Below are 16835 nucleotides of genomic sequence, written 5' to 3'. Positions count from 1 at the left end.
TCAGGTTATTGGGCTACGAGTTTGAAGATATCAAATTCTCAAAGAAAGAATCCAAACTAACCCACCTAAGTCCTATGATGAGGAATATTTTCTACGGAATCGTTTTCTTGCTTTCCGCCCAAATTTCACTAGCGCAAGGCCTACCCGAGGTCACCTTAGACGAGCAATGGAAAGCCAAAATCCAATCTCTTGCTCCGCAGAAAACCCGATTTCCCAGCAATAAAAAGAAGCATGTCCTGGTATTTTCTCTGCATACAGGCTTCAAACATTGGGTGATCCCACACACCGAAGAAATGATTAAAATCATCGGGGAAAAAAGCGGATCCTTCACGGTGACAGGCAGTAAAGATATCCTCGAGTTTGAAGGCAAAAACCTCAAAAAATACGATGCAGTAATCCTAAACAATACCTGTTCGATCGGTGATCATCGCAACCTCTTTTGGGATAAGCTCAAAGAAAATACGGCGGTCGATTCTGCCACATCTATGAAAAAGGCCATCGAATTGGAAAACAACCTTCTTGCTTACGTGAAAAAAGGAGGAGGATTGTTTGTGCTGCACGGCGGTGTGACTACCCTGAATAATTCTTGGGATTTCAGCCGCTTGCTTGGAGCGAGTTTTGACTACCATCCTGTCCAGCAAAACTTTCAGGTAAGACTAGAGGATGCTAATCATCCACTCGTTCAAGCTTTTCCTTCAGAGGGATTCAACCATGTAGACGAACCCTATTTCTATAAAAATGCCTACGATGAGTTGGATTTCAAACCCTTGATGTATTTCAATAATGCTGAGATCAAAAATCAGCGTAAAGGTCAAGAACGTACCGAAGGCAAAACTTACGTGGCTTGGATTAGAGCAGAGGGAAAAGGGAAAGTCATGTATGCTTCTCCTTCACACAATGCCCAAAGCTTCGAAAATCCACAACTGTTGCAGTTTTTCCTAGATGGCATGCAATACGTCGTGGGAGATGTGGATTGCGATGAAACTCCGATTAAGAAGTAAAAAAAATCACTGGTCGTTCATATAGTTAAAGCGCATCACGGTCGGAGTGGATGCGTTTTTTTTATCTAGTTGGAATTCAATTTTTTTCGCCATTTCACTCAAAAACCCACGCGAATAGTTCAGTGCTTTTTTGCCATCAGGCATTTTTTAGCCAATTTCCCATCATGGAAAATGACAATCTGGAAAATCTCAAATCGTTTTTGGAAGAAGAGCTTTTTCTGATTCCTGAGGATCTCAAAAAACTGGAAGAGGAACTTTCCGGAAGTGGATCAGGAATAAATTTGAACGGGATGCCTAAGGCAATTGTGGCCTCACCGCCCAGCTCCTCACCTCCTGTTCGTTCTGAAACATCCGAACTTGAAAAAGTGAAGGAAGAGGTCAAAGCCGAACCGATTCCGTTAAAAGGGAATTTCACCAAAGGGATCCTCATTCTGCATGAAGAATCTGAACTGAGTGCAGAAGTAATGGACATGCTGGTCAAAATGATCAATGCATGTGGTCACTCCATGAATGAGGTTGGTATGGTATCATCTGAGGTTTTGGAAAATCGAAGCATGGAAGACTTCCAAGCTCTCAATGCCCACGTGGTTCTGAAATTTGGAAGAATTAAACATCCGATCAATGCCATCTCAGCTCCACCTTATGAGATCTATGCAGAAGAGGAAACCGAATATTTGTTTGCCGATGCACTAACCTCCATTTCTGAAGACAAAAATCTCAAGAGAAAGCTATGGAGTTCTCTCCAAGTTTTATTCAACTTATCTACCGGAACAAAATGAACGCTGAACAAACCAAATGGGCACGAAGATTCAAATGGATCAGTTTGATCGAAGGACTATCCTTTCTGATTCTTCTGGGAATTGCCATGCCTTTGAAATACATGTTTGATATGCCTTTGGCTGTTACTTACGTAGGCTGGGCGCATGGGCTTCTATTCATTGTATACATCTACCTCGTGTTTCCCACAGCTCAAAGTCTAAAATGGGAATTTGGCAGAACCTTCTTTGCTTTGCTCGCATCCATCCTTCCGTTTGGACCTTTTATTTTTGATCGAAACATCAAAAAGAGCCAGCAAACCAAATTTTAATCCATGGCTTTGATCAGTAAGAAAAAGCTCATTTACCCCATCGGCCCGGGCTTGCGTCGTTACTTGATCAAGTATGGAAGAGAAGTGGATATCCCGATTCATTACCATGAATTGTTAAGGTATTCCAATTCGATTGCACTCTATGATTCCAAAGATCAGGACACCCTATGGGAAACAGTTTTTTATGACCAAAGTGATCGGGAGGAAATTCACCAAAACGTAAAAAAGATCTACGCTCAGCTCAAAGCAGGTGGAGATATGTCGGTCATGGAGCATTTATACATAGACCGAATAGATTTGTGCATTTACGGAAATACACAGCCCTTTCGGGTGAGAATTGTCAATCGGATCAACGATAACTTTGACTATTTCTACATTAAAAATGCCGATGCATCACGGGTATATGGGCTGGAACTGGAGGATCTACTTTCTCCAAACAGGATAAGTTATTTGGTACACAAAAACACCCTGATCGAGGAACATGTAGCAGGAATCCCCGGGGAGAAATTTATGCGTCAGCACATGGATGATCCCAACCTCAACCCCATCCGACTGGCCAAAGAATTTGTAAAATTCAACGAGCGTTGCTTTGTCAGGCTGCTGGGAGACATGCACTCTTCCAATTTTGTGGTGGATGTGACCCCAGACTTTGAGGAGACACACTACCGTATTCGGGCCATTGACTTTGATCAGCAGTCTTATGAGGGAAAAAAGTCCATTTACCTTCCTCAGTATTTCAAAGAAAATAATGCGCTGATCAAGCTGGGAATGGATTTCATAACGCCTGAATCAATGAGGCAGTACCAACGCGAAGAAAGAGCATTGATCGCTACCAGACTCAAGTCATCGCATAAGGAAATTGAGGACATACTCCATACAATGGAAAAGGACAAAATCTCTCCCTCAGAAAATGTGGAATCTTTGAAAAAAGAATTGGCTAAGCATTATAAAAATGAACGATTCCTCCAATGTTCCAATATGGGTGGAATATTAAGGACGAGTCTCGAACAAGTGCTTGGTTAATGCCCTTGCGAAAAGGGTTAAATTTTTATTCAAAGATTTCTGTTATCTAAATCATGCATTTCATTTATTCTTTCGCTTTTCAATAATCATTCTATCTAAATTGGGGCAGATCACCTTATTCCATGACAAGAAACCCAAAGCTATTTCCTATACTTGTCGTTTGAAAAACTGCAAGAATTAATTCTGTCTCCTTTTCAATCATTCCAATACCCCACAAACCATGAGTAAATTCAATTTTGGAGATGTTTTTATAATCGATGATGATATCGTGGTGAGGATTCTTGTCATGAAAATCCTCAAGAATATCGGTTATCAGGGAAATATTCACCAATTCGAAAATGGGGAATTGGCATTGAATGAAATTACTGAACCTACAAAAGATGTCACCAAATCAGGATTTAACCTGGTTTTATTGGATATAAATATGCCAACCCTGGATGGTTGGGGATTCTTGGATGGTTTTACTGCCTTGGCTGATGACCAGAAAAAAGGCCACTACATCACCATGATCACCAGCTCCATTGATCTTTCAGATAAGGAGAAAGCATTTAGCTACCCGGATGTAAAAGACTTTATCCAAAAACCAGTTTCAGTTCAATTATTAAAAGATTTTTTGATTCAACATAAGCTGTTGGAAGAGTAAAAATGAACCGTATTCCTAGAAAGAGCCGAACGAGATCAAGCCCCAAAAAAAAAAGGGGGAAAGCTAAGCTTCTCCCCTTTTTTGATTACTTGACTAACCGTCTTAAATAAGTACCGTATCCGCTCTTTCCAAGCTTATCGGCAGCTTTCAACAGCTCTTCATTACCAATAAATCCATTGCGGTAGGCGATCTCCTCTATACATCCGATCTTCAATCCCTGTCTCTCTTCGATTACTTCCACAAACTGTGCCGCCTGAAGAAGTGACTGATGGGTTCCGGTATCTAACCATGCAGTCCCACGATTCAGGATAGCTACTTGGAGTTGCCCCATTTTGAGGTATGCATTGTTGATATCTGTGATTTCCAACTCACCTCTAGGGCTGGGCTTGATGTTTTTGGCTATTTCTACCACTTGATTGTCGTAGAAATACAAACCTGGAACGGCAAAATTGGACTTCGGATTTAAAGGTTTTTCTTCGATGGAAATTGCCTTTTGATTATCATCAAATTCAACTACTCCATATCGCTCAGGATCATTTACATGATAAGCAAAAACTACCCCCCCTTCCGGATTCGTATTTTCCAGCAAGGTTTTGTGTAATCCTGAACCATAAAAGATGTTGTCACCAAGCACCAAAGCTACCTTGTCATCACCGATAAAATCTGCACCAATAATAAATGCCTGTGCCAGACCATCCGGACTCGGTTGTACAGCATACTCAAAACGACAACCGACTTGAGACCCATCACCCAAAAGCTTCTGAAATGCAGCTGAATCTTCAGGGGTGGTAATGATCAAAATTTCCCTGATCCCAGCCATCATCAAGACTGACAGCGGATAATAAATCATGGGTTTGTCGTAGACAGGCATCAGCTGTTTGCTGACCGCAATGGTGAGTGGATAAAGTCTCGTACCGGATCCTCCGGCTAAAATGATTCCTTTCATTAGTTCAACAAATTTTTAAAGATCAATTGAAACCAAGCCTTAAAGAATGTCGATCGCTGATCTAATTCTTACCTATTGGTTTCAAAGGAAAAAGAATGAATTAAGCGCAAAGCTAAAATCCTTGGAAGATATTTAAACAGAAAATTTCATTACTGGAGAATTTAATCCAGCTCAACTGAAGAAGAAAGAATAGATTTGAGGTAAAAAAGAATACGAATCATGGTAAAATCGCCTCTTTTGATCTTTATTCTGTCTCTGCTCACTTGGTCTTGTACTACACCACAGGCCACTTTTGAACCTAGCCAATTGGAGCAGTTTCGTCCCGAATACCATTTTTCCCCCGCAAAGGGCTGGATGAACGATCCAAACGGATTAATTTACATCGATGGAGAGTATCATCTGTTTTTTCAGCATTATCCAGATACCACGGTTTGGGGGCCCATGCATTGGGGACATGCAGTTTCCAAAGATTTGATCAATTGGGAAGAACTTCCTATTGCTATTTATCCGGATAGTTTGGGATACATTTTCTCAGGAAGTGCGGTCTATGATGAAGCTAACTCCAGTGGATTGGGCACTACAGAAAATCCCCCATTCGTAGCCATTTACACCTATCATGACATGGCGGGTGAAAAGTCAGGAGCCGGCGATTACCAAAAACAAGCCATTGCCTACTCTTTGGACAAAGGTCGGACTTGGATCAAATTTGAAGGAAATCCTGTCCTTCCAAATCAGGGAATCAAGGACTTTCGAGATCCCAAGGTATCTCAGGTCATCCAAGCGAATGGACAAAGACTTTGGGTGATGACCTTGGCTGTGAAAGATCGCATTCAGTTTTATGGATCTCCCAATTTGAAAGAATGGAGTCTTTTAGGTGAATTTGGACAGGAAATCGGTGCCCACGGTGGGGTGTGGGAATGTCCGGATTTACTACCCTTTACTGCTCCGGATGGCAGCCAAAAATGGGTACTCCTAGTGAGCATTAATCCAGGTGGACCTCAAAAAGGATCAGCAACCCAATACTTCATAGGAACCTTCGAAAATGGAAAATTCACTCCAGATGATACCATGATTCGTTGGCTGGACTATGGTCCTGACAACTACGCCGGTGTGACTTGGTCTAATTTGCCAAAGGAACAAAACCGGACCCTATTTATAGGATGGATGAGTAATTGGCTGTATGCCCAGGTAGTACCCACTTCCACCTGGAGATCTGCCACCACTTTACCAAGAGAATTGAGTCTATTTGATGTAGATGGCACGCTTTTGCTCAAGTCATCACCAGCAAAAGAACTTGCATCACTCAGATCTGCCTCTTTCGAGGGTTCACATGAGGAAACTAACCTACCCTCTCAAGCAGTAGAAATCCTTGCTGAAGTTGATAATCCCGAAACTTTTTCCATCACCTTTAGCAATGAATTGGGTGAAGAAGTAACAGTTTCCAAAGAAATGGGCTTGGTAAGTGTGGATCGAAGCAATGCCGGAAAATCTGATTTCCATGAGGATTTTGCCGCTCTTCACTCTGCTCCAATGAGTTGGGAAGCCAAAGAAATCCGAATTTTTCTGGATGGTTCTTCCATAGAAGTCTTTGTCAATGAAGGTGAGCTGGTCATGACTTCGTTACTTTTCCCAAATTCCCCTTGGAAAAAAGTCAAAGTCAACGGCGACCTAGATCAAATCCAAATCTTTCAGCTCAAAAAACCCTAATCGGTCGCTAGAATAATTGAAATCTTTTCGACTACATTTGAGGTCAATTGGTTTCTAAAGAAATGAAAAAACGGCTTTCTGCTTTCTTTATCTCGCTCTGCTGGGTGGTAGGTATGATGGCCGTTTTTTCATTTCCTCCAAAGATAGACCTGTATGAAGCCAATCCTGCTGGCAAAACAGTTTTAAAAGAACTGTCAAGTCCGGATTTGCATATCAGAACCTCATTCGAAGAGCTCAAAACACCTCCTTTTGAAATCGATTGGAGGTTAAGTGCGAAACTCAATTCAGAATGGATTCCGGGTTTTCTATCGACGGAGATTGCACATATTTCTTCTTCATTTTTTCAGAAATCAAGATCACTTCTTGACATCCGACAATTTTTTATCCGGTATTTCTATAGTTGGTAGGTGAGATTTTCTTTCAAGGCTATATAGCCAATTAAGATTTATTTCTCACCTCATTCTCATCAACTCATGTTTTCAATCGATCCCGTGACAGCTATCCTGTCATTCGTGCTGTTTTGCGCATTCTCAGTACCATTCATTTATCATATTCAAAAAAACAAGGCCAAGGAAAAACTCCTTCTCCAAAAAATCAAAGCTGAAGGACAATCTCAGGGAGTTCAAGCCACCGAACTGGAAACTTGGAGAAATCAATATGCTATTGGCCTCGATCCTTCCAAGAAAGTTCTACTCTACACCTTCCTAGGAGAACTTGAAATTTCGTGTTCAATTCACCTTTCTGATGTAAAAAAAGTGAGTATCTCCAGGAAAACCAGAGAGGCAGGAAATGAAGAGGCCAAAAGAACACTTATCGATAAAGTCGGACTGGAGTTCACACATGCATCAGCCAAGAAAAACACTTACTTCGAATTTTATGATTCTGAGCTGTTTTCAGATTTGGCAGGCGAGACACTTTTGGCTGAAAAATGGGCTGAACTCATTCAAAAACATCTTTGATTCAAGCACGGGATGGACAGGAATCTGTCCATCCTTTCAATTCATCTAGTTTACCTAACCCAATCATCTATGAAAAAAGAATCCTGGGGGTCAAGAACGGGTCTAATCCTGGCAATGGCAGGCAATGCGGTTGGCTTAGGAAATTTCCTGAGATTTCCTGTTCAGGCAGTTCAAAATGGCGGCGGAGCTTTCATTTTGCCCTACCTTATTTGTTTCCTTTTAATGGGAATTCCTCTCCTGTTTACCGAGTGGAGTATCGGCCGATTTGGTGGCAAACTTGGCAATCATAGTACCCCTTACATTTTGGACTCGATGAGCACTAAGTGGTATTGGAAATACATTGGGGTATTTGGAATCTTTACCAACATTGCGGTGATGGCCTATTATACCTACATCGAATCCTGGACATTCATGTATGTAATCCACAGTGTAATTGGGACCTTTTCAGGTTTGGGCAAAGAGGAGATCAGTCAGTTTTTTGATCAGTATGTACTTTTTCAAGGAGCTGATTTCGGCATTCCTCTATTTCCGGTTTTGGTCTATGTAGGAGTTTTGGGACTCAATGTTTACATCCTCTCCACGGGTTTGGGAGGAATTGAAAAAGTGGCAAAAATCGGGATGCCGTTGCTGATTCTTTTTGGAGTTATACTGGCAGTGAGAGGCTGGACCATGGGAAGTGATTTTGCTTCAGAGGCTTTTCCGGATGCCAATGCGTGGGATGGAATTAATTTTCTTTGGACTCCACAATATAGCTCGCTTGCCGATCCTAAAGTTTGGCTGGCTGCGGCAGGACAGATCTTCTTCACACTCTCGGTGGGCATGGGTTCGATCCAATGTTATGCCTCCTATCTCAAAGAAAATGAGGATATCGCGCTCAATTCTGTTACGGCGGGATTTACCAATGAATTGGTAGAAGTACTGCTTGGGAGTGCTATCGTTATCCCGATTGCAGCGGGGTTTTTAGGGTTGGATTGGGTATTGCAAAATGCAGGTTTTGGAATGGCATTTCAGACCATGCCGTACCTGTTCCAACAATGGGGTCCAATGATCGGCGCTATTGCCGGAGTGTGCTGGTTTGGTCTGTTATTCTTTGCCGGCATCACTTCTTCTCTGGCCATGGGTACGCCCTGGATGGGTTTTATGAAAGATGAATTTGGATGGGGAAAAGTCAAAGGAGCAGTTTCCTTTGGCCTTGTTTCCTTAGTTATGGGTTTGCCTACGGTGCTGTTTTTCCAATATGGCTATTTCGATGAATATGATTATTGGGCAGGAACAGTCAGTTTGGTGATTTTTGCTTTCCTTGAAACTTTGCTTTTTACCTGGATATTCGGAATGAATCGGGGTTGGGAAGAGCTCAATCGAGGAGCGGACATCAAGATTCCAAGTGCATACAAGTGGATCATGAAATATGTAACTCCGGTACTTTTATTCCTGGTTTTGATCGCAGCATTTGTCACTCCTCAGGGCAACGATTGGAATGCTGCCATTTCGGGACTCTTCAGTGGTGATGGATGGACACTGGACAACAGTTCCTTGATCTCCAAACTGACTTTTGCAGACCTTCAAGCCCAAGTCGCAGCGGATCCAAACCAAACAGCCTATTTGGAAGCTAAAATGTGGTACTCGGGTCTAGCCCGAACCCAGCTTGCAATGTTATTCCTGGTCATAACAGGCATCGTGTGGTATTCTTCTCTCAACCGAAAAAAATCAACTTTATGAACACTTCAGCTTTCATCCTATCCGTCATTACCCAAGGATTGATACTTGGAGTGACGCTCTATTGCTTTTACCTGGTTTTGAAAAAACCTAACACTGAAAACTAACTCTGCCTAAAGCCTTGATTTTTAATCAAGGCTTTTTTTATCCATTTCGGGCATTTTTCCACCATAGGAAGCTGAATTTGAATTCCTATTTTCTAATTTGTTTGATCCAAAGCACCCATTCCACTTCTTTTGATTATTTCTTCATGAGAAAAGTCCTTATACTCTTTGCTCATCCCAAATTTGAACAATCGGATGTCAATTTTGAGCTCATCCGATCGATTAGAAACTTAGAAAATGTCCAAGTCCGAGATCTTTATGAACTCTATCCTGATTTTAACATTGACATTCAGGCAGAGCAAGAAATCTTATTTGAATACGAAGTGATTATTTGGCATCATCCAATCTATTGGTACTCCTGCCCGCCACTGCTCAAACAATGGATTGATTTGGTGCTCGAATTTGGTTGGGCCTATGGACCGGGGGGAGTTTTCCTGAAAAATAAGTATGTGATGAATGTGGTGACTTCTGGAGGTTCGAAAGAGGTGTACTCAGAAGAAGGAAAAAACCGATACAGCATGGAAGATTTCCTGAGACCCTTTGAAGCCACTGCCTATCTGTGCCTGATGAGGTATATGCCTCACTTTCACATCGGAGGAACTCACCGAATGAGTCCTGATGAAATCAAAGGTAAAGCCGAGGTTTATCGCAATCTGATTTTGACCCTTAGAGATTCGGAAACGATTGATTTTCCCTATATCCAAAAAGGCTAAACCATGGAAAGTTTTTTTGCACAAGCCATCATCTACATAGTTGCAGCGATCATTTGCGTATCGCTTGCCAAAAAACTGGGAATGAGCTCAGTATTGGGCTATCTTCTTGCAGGTATTCTGATCGGACCTTATGTATTTAAGTTCATTTCCAATGAAAGCGAAGGTCAAGATATCATGCATGGAACCGAATTTGGAGTGGTGATGATGCTGTTTTTGATCGGGTTGGAACTGGAACCCAAAAATCTCTGGAGAATGAGAGATTTGATCCTAAAAGTAGGACTCGCCCAAGTATTGCTGACCACCTTGGCTATTTTCGGATTGGGTTTGGCATTTGGTGTGGCCTGGAATATTTCCCTCACGGCTGCGCTTTCGATTTCGCTTTCATCCACTGCTATCGTACTCCAATCGCTCAAAGAAAAAAATCAGCTGGATAGCATAGAAGGCAAGATGTCCTTTGGCGTGCTCCTGCTTCAGGACATTGCGGTCATCCCAATCTTGGCCATCTTACCTTTGCTCGCTTTAACTGCACCTGAAATGATCGCTCAAGGGGATCACAGTGGGTTTTTCGAGCAATTCCCCGGTTGGATTCAAACCTTAGCCATTTTTGCAGCCATCGGACTGGTGATCCTTTTGGGAAGGTATGGTTTTGGACCGCTGTTAAAATTGGTAGTAAAAACACATCTCCGCGAGCTATTCGTAGCCACTGCCCTGCTCATCGTGGTCGGAATTGCCTATCTGATGATATTGGTAGGATTGAGCCCTGCATTGGGTGCTTTTCTCGCGGGTGTGGTCTTAGCCAATTCACCATACAAACATGCCCTAGAAAGCGACTTGGATCCTTTCAAGGGGATTTTGCTTGGTTTGTTCTTTATTGCGGTTGGTTCTACCATCAATTTTTCTCTGATCCTATCAGACCCCACATTGGTAATCGGACTTACTTTGGGAGTGATTTTGGTCAAAGCCTTCATTTTAGTCGGGATAGGAAAATTCAGGAAACTAAGTGTACCTGAAAACCTCAATTTCTCCTTTGGATTGGCCCAAGCCAGTGAGTTCTCTTTTGTCACTTATTCGTTTGCTTTCCAGCTTTCGATCCTAGACCGAGTCACAGCTGATACCCTCATGGCAGTCACCGCCTTGAGTATGGGTTTGAGTCCTATTTTGATGCTCATTCTTGACAAAACCATCATCCAAAAAGAGGGGAAAAATGGAAAAAAAGCCACCGGCGAATCAGATGTGGTCAATGAAAAAAATCAGGTAATCCTTTTGGGGTTTGGCAATTTTGGTTCAACTGTAGGGAGATTTCTCCGCGCAAATGGCGTAGAAGCCACCATCATGGACTCAGACCCTGACCAAGTGGATTTTCTGAGGCAGATGGGATTCAAGGTGTATTTTGGAGATGGCACGAGGCTGGACCTACTGCATGCCGCAGGTGCTGAACATGCCAAAATCCTCATCTCAGCCATCGATAGTACCGAACACAGCATCAAGATTGTGAAGCTTTGCAAAGAACATTTTCCGCATTTAGAGGTAATGATCCGCGCCAGAAACAGATTTGACGCCTATGAACTCATGGATGTCGGAGTGGAAAACATCTACCGTGAGCACTTGGATACCTCCATCCGAATGGGAGAAGATGCTTTGAGAAAACTGGGATTCCGAGCACATACCGTCCACCGATTGGGTAAGCAGTTTAGAGACTATGACGAAAAAGCGCTAAGTGTCCTGGTGCAGTTTAAAAACAACAGGCAAGAGTATATTTCCAAAGTGAGAAAGCAAATCGAAATGCAGGAGACCCTTCTCTCCGGAGAATTGAGTAAAAAATTCTCGCTCAATGACCATGCATGGGATAGTGAGCAAATGAAAAATTCGACAGATCAAACCAACAATTCCCCAGAATCCAGTGCTAACCACTAATACTCAAATTTCCATTAAAGTCACCTTGCCCAGAACTAGGGTTTCTTGGAAATTTCAACAGGTATACCTCTTGACAACCATTTTCCTGTTGGTTTTTGGAATCGGAAAAGTAAAGGCTCAACGTTTCTATGATTCCCTTGAAAAAGCTCGATTCTATCTGAATGAGGGGAATTTTAAAGAAGTCTTTTTGTTTTTGGATGCATTGGAAAAAGCAAATCCCGGTGAGGAAAACATGATCCGCCTCAAAGGTCAAGCCTTCTACTGGTCAAAGGACTTCGAGCAAACCAACGTCTTTTTCAGAAAAAAAATCTCCGAATACCCTGAGTTGCAATGGATCAAACTTGATTATGGAAGGATCTTATACGAATTGAATCTATTCAAGGAGTCACAAGAAATAGTTTCTTTATTTCTTAAAGATCAACCTGAACATCCTGAAGCCAACCAAATGATGGCCGCGATGAATTATTGGACGGGAGGTAACCCAAAAGTTTCCTATCGATACCTTGACAAGATTCTTACTACCTATCCAGAAAATCCAGCGGCAAATGACTTAAAGTCTTCCATTCGGCTAGCCACTGCACCCTATATCATCGGCAAATCAGAATTTTCCACAGATACCCAACCCCTTCAATTTTTCAGATTTTCTACGTCAGGATCTTTCTACCAAAACACCTACTTGCAGCCTGGATATTCGCTGGATGCACGATCCTATACTATCGGTTCAGGAATTTTCTGGGGCCAATTTTGGAATAAATCCACTTTGCCGGCTACGGGTACTTCTTTAATGTTTCGGGCAGGATTAGCCAATTCTTCAACTTGGAGTGCTTCCGTAGTGACCTATGGGATAGCTGTCAGCCAAAAAATACCCGGCTCAATGACTTTAAGCGCATCCCTGGATAAGGAAGCTTATTTTTACACCTTAGCCAGCTTGAGTGAACAAGTATTGCCCATGAGCTACAGACTGGAAATCGGAAGAGATCAAGCTGAATCTTGGACTGGGAAAGCCATGGTCCAAAGAGCTGAATTTGAGGATTCGAATTGGGTTCAGACTATTTCTGTTTGGGCATTGTATCCTGTACTAAAAATCTCCACCATCCGAATGGATTTGGGATATGCATTTAATCAATCCAACTCAAAGGAAGTACGCTTTGAACCGAATCGCCCCATTCTGAATAGGCAAAATTCCACACCGTCCGGAGCCATTATTCCAGGGGTATACACGCCATATTTCACTCCTATCAACCAGCAGATTCATGCTGCACTTGCCAAAATTCAATTTCAATTATCAGATAAAATCACCCTCAAGCTCACCGGAAACGTAGGGGTTAAAGCTCAAATCGACAATCCCAACACGGTATTTTATGGGAATCCGGGAAATGGAAATGCTCCTATCAAAGAAAGTGATATCGTGCTGGAACTCTACCCTACTTCCTACACTCCAGTTGAACTTTCTACCGAGTTTAACTTTAAACTCACCAGCAAAGCAAATCTGGTAATTCAGCATGCCTATCAACGCACGATTTTCTTCGAAAGCAATACAATGGGAGCCGGTATTAATCTTAGAATCTGGAATGATTAACCCTTCTTTTCAAAAGCTCTGGAAATTTACCCAAGCTAAGTCGGTTTCGCGATGGGAAAAACTTGGCTTGGGAATCCTAGTCATTGCAGGGATTGGATCCATCCTGCGTATGGCGGAATGGTGGTTTCGGGCCCAACATGTAGGCAATCTATGGCTTTACCTTATCCTATCCTTTGTATTTTGGTATGGTATGGCCCGATTGATCATTAGTTGGGTCAATTATTTGGGAATAAAAAAACCGGTCAAACCTGAAACTCCAAGAGGTCTAAGAGTGGCTATTTTCACCACCAGCTCTCCGGGTGAGCCACTGTCCATGTTTGAAAAGACCTTGGAAGCATGTGCTCAAATCAACTACCCGCATACTACCTATCTTCTGGATGACACCCGAGATCCTGAATTTAGAAAAGTAGCTGAAAAACATGGAGCCGTCTGGCTCGAACTGGTAGGAATTCCGGGTGCAAAAGCAGGGAAAATCAATGCAGCACTTTCCAAAACTGAGGAGGATTTTATACTGGTTTTAGATCCCGATCATATTCCTTTTCCCAATTTCCTGGATGAGGTACTGGGATTTTTCAATGACCCTCAGGTAGGTTATGTTCAAGTTTCACAGGGGTATTACAATCAATATCGATCCTTTACAGCATTGGCTGCTGCAGAGCAGACCTATACGTTTTATGGCCCAACCCAAATGGGAATGCACGGATACAATTGTGCAGTGGCCATTGGTGCCAACTGCACCTTCAGAAGAAAGGCCTTGGAAACTGCAGGTGGTCATGGCGTAGGATTGGCTGAGGATCTCGTCACTGCTATTCGCATTCACGCAGAAGGTTGGAAATCTATTTATCATCCCGTGATTGTTGCGCGGGGATTGGTGCCTGAGGACTTTGGCTCCTTTTGCAAGCAACAACTGAAATGGGCTCGTGGAGTCCATGAAGTCTTGTTTGATGAAGTCCCACGACTTTTCTCCAAGCTTAGCTTTTGGCAAAAACTTTCCTATCTCACGATTGGCACCTATTATCTGGAAGGATTTACGACGCTGATCTATTTATTGATCCCATTTTTATACTTCTGGACAGGTTTGCTCCCTGCTCAAATGTCATTTTTGGAATTTATTACCTATGGATTTCCTGTTGTAATTTTCTCCTCAGCGATTTACCTCTATGTCCAAAAGTGGCTTTGTGATCCTGATACAGAAAAAGGAATCCATTGGAGGGGAATGATCATGAAATTTGCTTGTTGGCCGGTATTTTTTCTGGGTTTTATTCTTTCACTTTTGAATAAAAAAATCCCCTACATCCCCACAGCCAAGCAAGCTGTCATTGGAAGTATCTCTCCATTTGCAAAACCATTACTAATTCAAATGGCACTTTTCATCTTGACAATAGGGATAGTTTTGTACCAGAGAATCGGAGTACTCAGTGATGTTCAACTACTCAGCACAGCCGAAATAACTTATGGAATGTTATTTTTCGCCCTGATTCCATTCTTGATGGCATCAGCTGCAATGTATGCAGTTTGGGAATCGGGTAGATTAGACATTGCATCACCTTGGGAGAAAGTAGACATCCTAAACCTATTGAAGACAAAGGAGAATAAGGAAAAATGAAAAAGATCCTCACCCGATTTTCTGTTGTATTTACTGCCATCGTTTTGGGCTTGACCTTGGTCTACCTATTGGCTTTTCTTGGAGATAAATCATCTGGACCAGCGGAAAATTTTCTGAAGTCGCTCAATCAGTCGGTTTTCGAATGGGAGGAAGAATATATTCTAAAAAACAAATCCCAGACAAGGGCACAACGATTGGAATGGTTAAGTGCCTCCCTGAGGAATAAGGACTCCCTGCAGCAGCTTGATCAATTTTTATTGGGTGCCTATGACAATCAGGTAGATATTTCCTTTCAGCCAATTATTGATTTGGAAGATTCACTCAGAACTACATTTTCTCTTTTGCATATTTACACAGCTTGGGGAAGCAAAAAAGAACAAAGGTTTCCCATCGAAAAAGTAAGAACCATCGCTGCCTTGGGATCTATTCCCATGATTACCTGGGAACCTTGGCTCAATGATTTTACCGGAGGTGAAAATGAGGGGATTGCTGCCAATCAGGATCCAAACAAAGGTGGACTTAAGCGAATCATAGAAGGGAAATATGATGCCTACCTGTCTCAATGGGCCGAAGATGCAAAAAACTCCGGCGTTACCATTTTCCTGAGATTGGGACATGAAATGAACGATCCCTATCGCTACCCTTGGGGACCTCAAAACAACAGGCCTGAGGACTTCATTGCAGCATGGAAACATGTGGTGAGCCTGTTCAGGAGCGCTAAAGCAGAAAATGTGATTTGGGTTTGGGCGCCGCATTTGGCTTATGGAGAGTTGAATTCCTTTTATCCCGGAAGTGAATGGGTGGATTGGATTTCTACCGGCACGCTCAATTATGGAACCGTAGCACCCTGGAGCCAATGGTGGAGTTTTGAAGATATTTTCGGAAAGCACTACCCGGAACTTTCACTTTACAAAAAGCCTATTCTAATTGCCGAATTTGGATCATTGGCAGTGGGAGGAAATCGAGCGAATTGGTATGCACAAGCATTGAGAAATTTCAAAACCAACTATCCTCTTGTCAAATCCCTGATCATCTTTCATCATGGAAATGACAATAGCACTACTTACCAAAGCTTGGATTGGAAAATCTCCTCTGATCCAGTTGTCTTGGACTCCATTCGTCCTTTAATCCAACTTATTCAAAAATAATATTCTAAGGTTTTGGAAAATTAAACAGTGTTTAATTACATTTGAACGTTCAATAGAAAAATGGGAATCAGCGATCGTAAAGAAAGAGAAAAAGAAGAGCTACGCGAGAGAATCCTCGTGGCAGCCAAATCCTTGTTTCTCCAAAAGGGAATCGATAAGACTTCCATCAGAAATATCGCTGATCTGATCGAATACAGTCCTGGGATCATTTACCATTATTTCAGAGATAAGAACGAGATCTTTCATGCGCTGCATCAAGGAGGATTCAGCCAGTTGATGAGCAAAATGAGCGTGCTATCCTCGGTGAGAAATCCATTGGAAAGACTCAAAGCAATGGGAAGTATTTATGTAAGATTTGCTATGGAAAACCCTGACATGTACGATCTTATGTTTATCAAAGAAGCCCCCATCGATCACGTCGCCAACTCCGAGCATGACGATTGGAAAGAAGGCGGCGGCACGTTTAATTACCTCCGATCCACCATTGCGGAATGCATGAGCCAAGGGTATTTCCAGGGTCACGATACGGAGGCACTTTCCTACATGATATGGTCTACTGTCCATGGAATGGTCTCTCTAAACATCAGAAAACGCTGCGAAGTCATTCTGCCTGAGCGGCAGCATACCATCGTGGAGGAAGGATTGGAAGAGTTCTTTAAAATGCTGGATCGAATCTAAAAAAATTTACC

Annotated in this window: 16 protein-coding genes; 15 read left to right on the top strand and 1 reads right to left on the bottom strand. The window is 42.4% G+C overall.

Annotated features, from left to right (window positions below; genetic code table 11):
• The first annotated feature begins 74 nt into the window (after positions 1-74).
• From ACFPIK_RS06185 to ACFPIK_RS06165, 5 genes are all read left to right on the top strand, one after another.
• Positions 75-1001: a ThuA domain-containing protein gene (locus ACFPIK_RS06185; RefSeq protein ID WP_377913303.1), complete on the top strand. Its 927-nt coding sequence runs from the start codon at positions 75-77 to the stop codon at positions 999-1001.
• 164 nt (positions 1002-1165) lie between these two features.
• Positions 1166-1780 carry a hypothetical protein gene (locus ACFPIK_RS06180; protein WP_377913301.1) on the top strand — a complete coding sequence of 205 codons (615 nt, stop codon included), beginning with the start codon at positions 1166-1168 and terminating at the stop codon, positions 1778-1780.
• Positions 1777-2088, top strand: a complete 312-nt coding sequence (locus tag ACFPIK_RS06175) for a DUF3817 domain-containing protein (protein WP_377913299.1) — start codon at positions 1777-1779, stop codon at positions 2086-2088. Before ACFPIK_RS06180 ends, ACFPIK_RS06175 begins: the two co-directional genes overlap by 4 nt.
• A gap of 3 nt (positions 2089-2091) precedes the next feature.
• Positions 2092-3111 (top strand): hypothetical protein, encoded by a 1020-nt coding sequence (locus tag ACFPIK_RS06170; protein WP_377913297.1) that lies wholly within the window; start codon positions 2092-2094, stop codon positions 3109-3111.
• Positions 3112-3331: 220 nt separating this feature from the next.
• Positions 3332-3754: a response regulator gene (locus ACFPIK_RS06165; protein WP_377913295.1), complete on the top strand. Its 423-nt coding sequence runs from the start codon at positions 3332-3334 to the stop codon at positions 3752-3754.
• 85 nt (positions 3755-3839) lie between these two features.
• Here ACFPIK_RS06165 and rfbA read toward each other — a convergent pair whose 3' ends face one another.
• A complete protein-coding gene (gene rfbA / locus ACFPIK_RS06160) occupies positions 3840-4700 on the bottom strand; it encodes a glucose-1-phosphate thymidylyltransferase RfbA (RefSeq protein ID WP_377913293.1) in 861 nt (286 codons plus the stop codon).
• A 219-nt stretch (positions 4701-4919) separates the two neighbouring features.
• Between rfbA and ACFPIK_RS06155 the strand changes: the two genes are divergently transcribed.
• From ACFPIK_RS06155 to ACFPIK_RS06110, 10 genes are all read left to right on the top strand, one after another.
• Entirely contained in the window at positions 4920-6407 is a 1488-nt protein-coding gene (locus ACFPIK_RS06155) for a glycoside hydrolase family 32 protein (RefSeq protein ID WP_377913291.1), read from the top strand.
• 62 nt (positions 6408-6469) lie between these two features.
• Complete coding sequence (locus ACFPIK_RS06150; protein WP_377913289.1) at positions 6470-6814, top strand: hypothetical protein; 345 nt, start codon at positions 6470-6472, stop codon at positions 6812-6814.
• A 66-nt stretch (positions 6815-6880) separates the two neighbouring features.
• Positions 6881-7366: a hypothetical protein gene (locus ACFPIK_RS06145; protein WP_377913287.1), complete on the top strand. Its 486-nt coding sequence runs from the start codon at positions 6881-6883 to the stop codon at positions 7364-7366.
• A gap of 69 nt (positions 7367-7435) precedes the next feature.
• Positions 7436-9085 (top strand): SLC5/6 family protein, encoded by a 1650-nt coding sequence (locus ACFPIK_RS06140; RefSeq protein ID WP_377913285.1) that lies wholly within the window; start codon positions 7436-7438, stop codon positions 9083-9085.
• 247 nt (positions 9086-9332) lie between these two features.
• On the top strand, positions 9333-9899 hold the full coding sequence (locus tag ACFPIK_RS06135; protein WP_377913283.1) for an NAD(P)H-dependent oxidoreductase: 567 nt from the start codon (positions 9333-9335) through the stop codon (positions 9897-9899).
• A 3-nt stretch (positions 9900-9902) separates the two neighbouring features.
• Complete coding sequence (locus tag ACFPIK_RS06130) at positions 9903-11813, top strand: monovalent cation:proton antiporter-2 (CPA2) family protein (RefSeq protein WP_377913281.1); 1911 nt, start codon at positions 9903-9905, stop codon at positions 11811-11813.
• 70 nt (positions 11814-11883) lie between these two features.
• Positions 11884-13392: a tetratricopeptide repeat protein gene (locus ACFPIK_RS06125; RefSeq protein WP_377913279.1), complete on the top strand. Its 1509-nt coding sequence runs from the start codon at positions 11884-11886 to the stop codon at positions 13390-13392.
• Positions 13385-14998, top strand: coding sequence for a glycosyltransferase family 2 protein (locus tag ACFPIK_RS06120; RefSeq protein WP_377913277.1), 1614 nt, complete (start codon positions 13385-13387; stop codon positions 14996-14998). Before ACFPIK_RS06125 ends, ACFPIK_RS06120 begins: the two co-directional genes overlap by 8 nt.
• Positions 14995-16146, top strand: coding sequence for a glycoside hydrolase family 26 protein (locus ACFPIK_RS06115; RefSeq protein WP_377913275.1), 1152 nt, complete (start codon positions 14995-14997; stop codon positions 16144-16146). The genes ACFPIK_RS06120 and ACFPIK_RS06115 overlap by 4 nt, the downstream gene beginning before the upstream one ends.
• Positions 16147-16206: 60 nt before the next feature.
• Positions 16207-16824, top strand: a complete 618-nt coding sequence (locus ACFPIK_RS06110; RefSeq protein ID WP_377913273.1) for a TetR/AcrR family transcriptional regulator — start codon at positions 16207-16209, stop codon at positions 16822-16824.
• Positions 16825-16835 lie beyond the last annotated feature (11 nt).

This window comes from Algoriphagus aquatilis, assembly GCF_042657405.1.
In the GTDB taxonomy this organism is placed as follows: domain Bacteria; phylum Bacteroidota; class Bacteroidia; order Cytophagales; family Cyclobacteriaceae; genus Algoriphagus; species Algoriphagus aquatilis.
This window is presented reverse-complemented; position numbering and strand designations above follow the sequence as displayed.